The sequence below is a fragment of the Larsenimonas salina genome, assembly GCF_023736155.1.
In the GTDB taxonomy this organism is placed as follows: Bacteria; Pseudomonadota; Gammaproteobacteria; order Pseudomonadales; family Halomonadaceae; genus Larsenimonas; species Larsenimonas salina.
In genome coordinates this window covers 1-1,197 of the sequence record NZ_JAMLJJ010000020.1, presented here as the reverse complement: position 1 = coordinate 1,197, position 1,197 = coordinate 1, and the positions used below count along the sequence as shown (strand labels likewise).

Genomic DNA, 1,197 nt, shown 5'->3' with positions numbered 1-1,197 from the left:
GCTTCAAGGCCTAGGCCGAGGGTCAGAATCTGCGTGCCGTCCATGTCGTACCTCCTGTCCATGTGGAGGTCATATCCTGGCCCAGCTCAGGGGGCGAATTCCACACCCAGCGACGAAGAGCCAAAAAAGATCATTGCTCCGCCAAAAAAATGCCCACTAACTCGATGATATTAATCATCTTCTTGCTCACTTTTATCTGTTGCGGAAGATTTATATATCCCGTTCCCAATCATCTCACCCAAGGTATCTTCAACATAACCGCCTGAAACTGCACCTGTACCAGCTGCAACTATAATTTATGAGAAAAATATATTCTTTGGTGTGACTGGATCACCCAATCAGCTTCTGAAGTATGTAACAGATCGCCATAAGTGCAAAACTGACTAATCCCGGTATGTAAATAGTGATTAATGTACCGGTGATCCAGCGTGATCTTCGGCTTCATGACTTCCACTCTTCAAAATACCGGGGATATTTTTCACGAGTTATGCGTGAATTGTATGTCAGTAAGGCAATTGCATACTCGCCCATACCCCAGAAACACAAAGGGTACCAAACTCTATTTTTATGTATTGTTCCAGTAAATAGGCGATCGGCAGGCTTGATTATAAAATGAGATAGAAAAACTCCTGGTAGAATAGTTATAACCATAATAGTGGAAAAAAACATGCCAGCAAGCTCAATGACAGAGTAGTCATCAATCATAATTCAAAAGACGTTATGAAATCAGTTTATTGAGCCAGTAGGCTGTCATTGCTATTACAAAGCAAATTAGGCCAGGAATATAAATGGAAATGAGTATGGCAGTAATCCATCGAGACCTCCAAGTTCCCGACTTCCATTCTTTAAAGTAAAGAGGGTATTTTTCTCTTGTTTTGGATGATTTAAATCCCATGAGTGCAATTGCATACTCTCCCATTCCCCAAACACACAGCGGATACCAAATTCGATTAGGATACGTTTTTCCAGTAAATAGCCTATCCGCAGAATTGATTGTAAAGTGTGAAAGCACTAAAGCGGGAATCCCTGTTATTGCTACTATTCCGCCCGCCAGCATCACAACAAGTTCAAGCAAGGAATGGCGGTCTCAAGTTCCAAGCGCAACGCTATTGAAGGGTGCTCGGTCCGCCGACGGATTTCTTTAGCACCTCGGCGTAGACTTCCAGTGGGGTTCGCCAGTCCAGCGTCTGGCGAGGC

Annotated in this window: 1 protein-coding gene; it reads right to left on the bottom strand. The window is 43.7% G+C overall.

The features are described from left to right. Nucleotides 1-718: 718 nt before the first annotated feature. A complete protein-coding gene (locus NAT23_RS14715) occupies nt 719-1,075 on the bottom strand; it encodes a hypothetical protein (RefSeq protein ID WP_251929402.1) in 357 nt (118 codons plus the stop codon). Between the last annotated feature and the right edge of the window lie 122 nt (nt 1,076-1,197).